At 70.3% G+C, this 7,453-nt stretch carries 7 protein-coding genes; 6 read left to right on the top strand and 1 reads right to left on the bottom strand.

The genetic code is table 11. The features are described 5' to 3' along the window. Nucleotides 1-47: 47 nt before the first annotated feature. Nucleotides 48-1,193 (bottom strand): acyl-CoA dehydrogenase family protein, encoded by a 1,146-nt coding sequence (locus ACIBG4_RS22445; RefSeq protein WP_397203426.1) that lies wholly within the window; start codon nucleotides 1,191-1,193, stop codon nucleotides 48-50. A 184-nt stretch (nucleotides 1,194-1,377) separates the two neighbouring features. On the opposite strand from ACIBG4_RS22445, the gene ACIBG4_RS22450 reads away from it, so the two are divergent. The 6 genes from ACIBG4_RS22450 (at nucleotide 1,378) to ACIBG4_RS22475 (ending at nucleotide 7,330) form a co-directional block, all read left to right on the top strand. After that, entirely contained in the window at nucleotides 1,378-2,736 is a 1,359-nt protein-coding gene (locus tag ACIBG4_RS22450; protein ID WP_397203427.1) for a hypothetical protein, read from the top strand. Further along, the gene (locus ACIBG4_RS22455) at nucleotides 2,736-3,608 is read left to right on the top strand and encodes a class F sortase (protein WP_397203428.1); all 873 of its coding nucleotides are present in this window, start codon (nucleotides 2,736-2,738) and stop codon (nucleotides 3,606-3,608) included. Before ACIBG4_RS22450 ends, ACIBG4_RS22455 begins: the two co-directional genes overlap by 1 nt. A 221-nt stretch (nucleotides 3,609-3,829) precedes the next feature. Next, nucleotides 3,830-4,648: a hypothetical protein gene (locus tag ACIBG4_RS22460; protein WP_397203429.1), complete on the top strand. Its 819-nt coding sequence runs from the start codon at nucleotides 3,830-3,832 to the stop codon at nucleotides 4,646-4,648. 7 nt (nucleotides 4,649-4,655) lie between these two features. Beyond that, entirely contained in the window at nucleotides 4,656-5,405 is a 750-nt protein-coding gene (locus ACIBG4_RS22465) for a class F sortase (RefSeq protein ID WP_310706839.1), read from the top strand. A gap of 23 nt (nucleotides 5,406-5,428) precedes the next feature. Further along, on the top strand, nucleotides 5,429-6,124 hold the full coding sequence (locus ACIBG4_RS22470; RefSeq protein WP_397203430.1) for a hypothetical protein: 696 nt from the start codon (nucleotides 5,429-5,431) through the stop codon (nucleotides 6,122-6,124). A 60-nt stretch (nucleotides 6,125-6,184) separates the two neighbouring features. Beyond that, entirely contained in the window at nucleotides 6,185-7,330 is a 1,146-nt protein-coding gene (locus ACIBG4_RS22475; RefSeq protein ID WP_355435356.1) for an acetyl-CoA C-acetyltransferase, read from the top strand. Nucleotides 7,331-7,453 lie beyond the last annotated feature (123 nt).

The following is a 7,453-nucleotide window of genomic DNA, read 5'->3' on the forward strand; positions in this document are numbered from 1 at the left end:
GTATGCGCCGCAGTGAGGCCCGGCGTGCGCTGGACGACCGGGTCTCTCTAGAACCCGAACGACCGGCCGATGATCTCCTTCATGATCTCGGTGGTGCCGCCGTAGATGGTCTGCACCCGGCTGTCCGCCCAGGCCTTGGCCACGGGGTACTCCATCATGTAGCCGTAGCCGCCGTGGAGCTGGAGGCAGCGGTCGATGACCTTGTTCTGCAGCTCGGTGGTCCACCACTTGGCCTTGGCCGCGTCCACCGCCGTCAGCCGCCCGGCGTTGAGCGCGAGCACGCACTTGTCGACGTAGTGGCGGGCGATCTCGGTCTCGGTGGCGAGCTCCGCCAGGACGAACCGGGTGTTCTGGAACGACCCGATGCTCCGGCCGAACGCCTGCCGGCCCCGGCAGTACTCCACGGTCTGCTCCAGCACGGCCTCGGCCGCGGCGACGGCTGCCACCGTGATCGACATGCGCTCCTGGGGCAGGTTGCGCATGAGCTGGAAGAACCCCTGGCCGTCGTCCGGGCCGAGCCGGTTGGCCACGGGCACGCGGACGTTCTCGAAGAACAGCTCGGCCGTGTCCTGCGCCTTCATCCCGATCTTGTCGAGGTTGCGGCCCCGGCCGAACCCCTCCATGCCGCGCTCCACCACGAGCAGCGTGATGCCCCGCGCGCCGGCCTCGGGGTCGGTCTTGGCCACGACCACGACGAGATCGGCGTTGACGCCGTTGGTGATGAACGTCTTCTGCCCGTTGAGCACGTAGTGGTCGCCCTCGCGGACGGCGGTGGCGCGCACGCCCTGCAGGTCGCTGCCCGCGCCGGGCTCGGTCATCGCGATGGCGGTGATCAGCTCGCCGCTCGCGAAGCCCGGCAGCCACCGCTGCTTCTGCGCGTCGTCGGTCAGCTCCACCAGGTACGGGGCCATGACGTCGTTGTGCAGGGAGAACCCGAGGCCGGTGGCGCCGTGGCGCATGATCTCCTCGACGATCACCGTGTTGAACCGGAAGTCGGTGACGCCCGCGCCGCCGTACTCCTCGGGGACCGAGAAGCCGAACATCCCGAGCTCGCCCGCCTTCTTCCAGACCTCACGGGGGACGATGCCGTCCTTCTCCCAGCGGCCGTGGTGCGGGACCACCTCGCGGGCCATGAACTCGCGCACGGTCTCGCGGAAGAGCAGGTGCTCCTCCTCGAAGAGGTCTCGCTCCATCGGTCTCCTCCAGGCAGGCGTGAACGGACGCCAGAATACGATTCTGTTACCTCGAGGTATACCCGGTCGCGCGCCGGTTTTCGGGGCGTGGACACGGCTTCATCACAAGTGCCGAACATCGCCTGATTGAAAGTGGTATCGACCTTAAGATCTACCTTCGGTCTATGTGTGAGCGGAGTGTCCGGTGAATCGGTGGCGCAAGGCGTTGATCGCCGCAACGGTCGGCATGGCCGCGTCCGCCGCCTTCGTGGTGGCATCCCAGCCAGGACAGGCAGAGACGTCTCTGGTCGCCAAGTACTTCTGCACGGGAGGCGTCGCCGGCAGCTCGGGCGGCGTGCAGCTGGAGGCGCTCGTCACCCCCAGGCTCACCTCCGCCGGCATGCTCGACGTCGGCTGGTCGATCAAGTATCTGGGCGGCAAGCAGTTCGGCTCGCCCGGCTTCTTCCCGAAGGGCTCCACGCTGAATCTGGAAGGCACCGTGGACATCACCGGCGCCTGGGAGGGCCAGCTCCGGCCGAAGGGCTCCCAGGAGCAGGCGGAGCTCGTGCCGGGCGACTTCCTGAAGCTGCCGTCGGGCCTGTCCGACGCGGGCTCCGTGCAGCGCTCCGGCACCATCCGGGTCAAGCCGGCCGGCCTGGTCGTGCGGTTCAAGCCCGCCAAGGGCGAGGTCACGGTCAACGACAACAAGCTGGTCACGTACTCGTCCGACTGGTACCACCACCAGACTTCGGAGGAGTACGCCGACCACATCTACGACCTCCACACGACCACCCAGAAGGACGGCATCGCCAAGCTGGAGTTCAAGGGCACCAAGGTGGCCTACATCGGCAGGCGCGAGCCGGGCCTCGGTCCTGTGCGCATCCTCCTGGACGGCAACACGGTGACCGATCCGGTCGTCGAGCCCGACAAGGACCGCAACGGCGTGCCGATGACCGGGACCAGGTCCAAGGAAGTCCTCTGGGAGTCGCCAGAGCTGGAGTACGGGCCGCACACCATCGAGGTCCTCAACGTCGAGGCGAAGACCGCGCACGTGGACGCGTTCCGGGTGACCACTGGTGAGATCACCGAGCCGCCCTCGCACAACGAGGCCACCTGCACCATCCAGGGCGACCCGGGGGCCATCGAGGTGAACGTGCCGGGCGCCACCCCGACGCAGTCGAACAGCCCGAGCACTTCCCCCTCGACGTCGCAAACGCCCACCCGCACCCCGACCACGCCCGGCACGCCGGACCCGACGAACAGCTCGCCCTACTCCCACACCCCCGGCCCGAGTCACGTCAGCGTGGTCACCGGAGGCGTCAGGACGGCCACGGCGACGGCGACGGTGACGCCGACCAGGTCGCCCAAGCCGACCACCACCAAGTACGTGAAGGCCCAGGTGGCCAAGACGCCCAAGGGCGGGGTGGACACGGGTGAGGCGCCGGAGCCCGCGAGCTCCTCGTACGGGCTGATCGCCGGCGGTTCGCTGCTGCTGATGGGAAGTGCCACGGGCGGGCTGCTGCTGCGCAGACGGCAGGCCGCGCACGCCGGAGGAGAGCGCTGATGACCGAGCACACGAACCCCCAGCCGGACGAGCAGCCGAACCCCCAGCCGGCCGCGCTGCCGCAGGCGCCGGCGGATGAGCGGAAGCAGGCGCGTCGGGCGGCGCTGAACAGGGCCATGCCGGCGCTGCTGGTCGCCGGCTCGCTGGGCGGGGTGGGCGCCATCATGGTCGGGCTGCTCTCGCTGATCCCGGCCGTGGACGACGGGTCCGGCCCCGTTCCGGGAACGGTGGCGCAGGCCGGGCCGAGCACTGTGGAGATCCAGAACGCGGCGGGCGCGTTCGTGCTGTCGCCGACGGTCGGCCCGGGCGGCAAGAACGTCCCGCTGACCCCGGCCCGCCCCGACGCCCCGCCGCCCCTGGCGGCGGCCCCGGTCGTGGCGCCGATCCCGCCCGCCAAGACCACGGCCAAGAAGAAGCCCGCACCGACTCGCATCAAGATCCCCAAGATCAAGGTGAACGCGTTGGTCGGGTCCGTCACGGTGGACCTCAAGGGCAACCTGACCACGCCGCCGCTGACCAAGCCCAACCAGACGGGCTGGTACCGCTTCTCGCCGGTGCCCGGCGAGCTGGGCCCCTCGGTGATCAACGGCCACGTGAGCACCCGCAAGGGCGCCGCCGTGTTCTACCGCCTGCGGGAGCTGGCCAAGGGTGACGCGATCTACGTGTACCGCTCGGACAAGAAGGTGACCAAGTTCACGGTCAGCGGGGTCGAGCAGGTCGGCAAGAACTCGTTCCCGACCAGCCGGGTGTACGGCAACACGGCGAACGCGCAGCTCAGGCTGATCACGTGTGGGGGCGTCTTCAACAAGACGGCCCACTCCTACACGGACAACATCATCGTTTACGCCACCCTGTCCAAGAAGAAGGGCTAGTGCCCGACTTGCACGGGTTTCCCGGTTTACAGGAGATTTACAGGGAGTGTTCGTAAGATCTCAACCTAACCGTGACCAATGGCTGCCAGTCTGGTACGCCTGTTGAACCTGTGCCGAAACGGAGAAGGACAGTGCTGACGTCCAAGGCGAGGCACCGCCTCGCCCTCAAGACATCTGCCCTTGCCACCGGAGCGGCAGTCTTAGTCCTCGGAGTCCCAGCGGTGGCCCAGTCGGTGGCGCCGAAGCCGGTGACCTATACCTGCAAGACCGACACGACCGGCACGGGCACCGACTACCGGTTCCAGATGGATCTGCAGGGTCCGCTGACCGCCCCCTCGCCGAGCTCGACCGCCGTGGTGACGTGGAACATCGGGCAGCCCACTTCGCCCGGCCCGACTCTCACGGCGCGCTCGCCGATCCCCGTCACCGATCGCATCGTGATCCAGGCCACGGCGATCGTCACCGGCACCCCGAACCCCATGCCGACCGAGACCCGAGGGGTCACCGCGACGGCCACGCCTCTGACCGCGGCGACGGCCGGCGCCCCGATGTCGATCCCGCCGGTGCTCATCAGCCTCACGCCGAAGGCCACCGGCGTCATGGCCGTCGTGCCCGACGACTTCGTGTTACAGGTCGGACCGAGCGGCGCGGCCGCCGCCACGTGGTACACCTGCTCGGTGAAGACCGGCTCCGAGTCCGAGGCGTCGGCCGCGGCGGCCCTGGTCACGGTCGCGACCGGGACGCCTTCCAACGGCACCCCCACCCCTACCCCCACTCCCACACCGACTCCGACGCCCACCCCCACCCCGACCCCCGCCAAGACGACCGCCACCCCCAAGCAGACCAAGACCAGCTACGTCACCGTGGTCGAAACCCCCACGAAGCGGTCCTCCAAGACGCCCAAGGCCGGTGCCAACACCGGTAGCGGTGGGGAGATGGGCCCCGACGGGCGGATGTTCGTGCTGGTGGGATCCGCGCTGATCCTGGCCGCCGGTGCCGGTGGGCTGGCCATGCGCCGTCGCGGCGCGACCCGGGGCTGACGGCGCCATGGCACCGCACTATCCCTACGGCGAGCCGCCCCAGGACCCGGGCGGCAGGGCCCTGCGGATTGTCCTGATCCTGGCCGCCATCGCCGGGGTGATCACGGTGGTGGCCGGCATGCTGATCGTCTTCAACTCGCCCGAGGAGTACGGCCTGGCCGCGCAGCGCGACCAGCTGGCCCTGGACGCCCAGCCGGACGGCAAGGCCACGGGGCAGCCGGCGCAGGCGCTGTTCAACGCGGCCCCGACCGTGCCGCCGCCCCTGCCGTTGCCCGACCCGGCGCCGCCGATGCAGCCTTCCACCCCGCTCCGCGTGGTGATCAAGAAGCTCGGCGTGAACGCCCCGATCAAGTCGATCGGCCTGGCCAAGGACGGCACGATCCAGGTCCCGCCGGCCGACAACCCGAACCTCGTGGGCTGGTACCGCGAGATGGCCACCCCGGGCGAGGCCGGCGCCGCGGTCATGCTGGGCCACAAGGACACCCGTACGCGGAGCGCCGTCTTCAGCCGCCTGCACGAGCTGCGCAACGGCGACACCATCGAGGTCAAGCGCCAGGACGGCGTCACGGCGGTCTTCACGGTCGGCGGCATCGAGCAGGCCAGCAAGAAGACGTTCCCCACCGAGCGCGTCTACGGCAGCCGGGCCAACGCGCAGCTTCACCTCATCACCTGCGGTGGCTCGTACAACCGCACGATCGGTCACTACACCGATAACATCATCGTCTACGCGACGATGACGAGCTCCTATCGAAGCTGATCGCGGAGGCGAGCATGGGCTGGATGGCGAAGCGGAGACTGCGTACTGGCCCGACGGCGGCGCTGCCCGCCAAGCCGGCCAAGGGCGAGCTCCTGCGCCTGGTACGACTGGCCGATCCCGACGCCCGCGAGGACGGTGAGGACGTCGTGGCGGCCGACGTCCGGGTCCACGCGCCGGTGGAGGCCGAGCCCGACCTGGTGGGCGGCATGCTGGAGCAGGTCTGGGCGGTGCGGGTGTCGGCCGAGGGGCCGCTGCCCTTCGACTTCTTCGACCGCTACCTCGCCGAGGGCCTGGCGTTCCGGCTGGGCGGACTCGCGGTGTGCAGGGGCGAGGTGAGCGACCCCGCCGACGAGGAGGGCGGAGGCCCCGCCGTGATCGTCCCCGTACGGCCGGCGGACGACGAGCTGCTGCCCCGGCTGGAGGCCGAGCTGGGCGAGGTCGAGCAGGAGGAGGAGTTCGTCCACAGCGGTGACGGGGTGCGGGTGCTGGTGGTGCCGCAGAAGGGCCGGCCGCCGGCCGTGCAGGAGCTGCTGCCGTTCGCCTCGGACCTGACGGCGATCGAGCTGCGCGGTCAGGACGGCGAGCGGCTGGGCGTGCTGGCGCTGCGGCTGGCCGAGGCGCTGAACGGCCTGGTGGTGGACCGGTGGCGGTTCCGGGTGGACGCGGCGGCGGATCTGCTGCCCCCGGCCGGGAAGGGCGTAGAGCCGGGAACGGCGTAGAGGATCGTTCTGTTGTAGTCTCTCCCTATAACCGAATAATGCTCGGTTTCAGGAGGCACTGTGGCAGAGGCGTACATCGTCGGGGCGGTCCGCACCCCGGTCGGCAAGAAGAAGGGCGGCCTGTCCACCGTCCACCCCACTGACCTGGCCGCGCACACGCTCAAGGCGCTGATCGACCGCACGGGCGTCGACCCCGTGGCGGTCGAGGACGTGATCATGGGCTGTGTGATGCAGTTCGGGCCGCAGAGCATGGACATCGCGCGCAACGCGTGGCTGTCGGCGGGGCTCCCCGAGACCACCGCCGGCGTCACGATCGACCGGCAGTGCGGCTCCTCGCAGCAGGCGATCCACTTCGCCGCGCAGGGCGTGCTGTCCGGCACCCAGGACCTGGTGGTGGCGGCCGGCGTCGAGTCGATGAGCATCGTGCCGATGGGCTCGTCGATCACCGCCGCGCTGGAGAAGGGCATGCCGTTCCCGTTCGGCGACAAGTGGGTCGAGCGGTACGGCAAGCAGGAGATCTCGCAGTTCCGCGGCGCGGAGCTGATGTGCCAGAAGTGGGGCCTCACCCGCGAGGAGCTGGAGCGGTTCGCGTTCGAGTCGCACCAGCGGGCGGCCAAGGCCGTCGCCAACGGCTACTTCCGCGACCAGATCGCGCCCGTCGGCGGCGTCGAGGACGACGAGGGCCCCCGGCCCGACACGTCGCTGGAGAAGATGGCCTCCCTGAAGACGCTGAAGGACGACGGCCGGATCACCGCGGCCACGTCGTCGCAGATCTCCGACGGCTCGGGCGCGGTGCTCATCGCCTCCGAGCAGGCCGTACGCGAGCACGGCCTGACGCCGCGCGCCCGGATCCACCAGCTCGCCCTCATGGGCGACGACCCGGTCTACATGCTGACCGCGCCGATCCCCGCCACCCGCAAGGCGCTGGACAAGGCCGGCCTGTCGATCGACGACATCGACGTGGTGGAGATCAACGAGGCGTTCGCGCCGGTGCCGCTGGCCTGGATCAAGGAGCTGGGCGCCGACCCGGCCCGGGTCAACCCCAACGGCGGCGCCATCGCCCTCGGCCACCCGCTGGGCGCCACGGGTGCCGTCCTCATGACCAAGCTGCTGCACGAGCTGGAGCGCACGGGCGGCAGGTACGGCCTGCAGACGATGTGCGAGGGCGGCGGCCAGGCCAACGTCACCATCATCGAGCGTCTCTGACGAACGACTGATGCACGAGGCGGTCCAGCGCGGCGGCCCCGCCCCCCCCGGGGGGCGGGGGGCCCCGGGGGGGGGGGGGGGGGCCCGGGGGGCGGGGCGCGCGCCCCCCCCACCCCCCACCCC

Source organism: Nonomuraea sp. NPDC050383 (assembly GCF_044459125.1).
Classification (GTDB): Bacteria; Actinomycetota; Actinomycetes; order Streptosporangiales; family Streptosporangiaceae; genus Nonomuraea.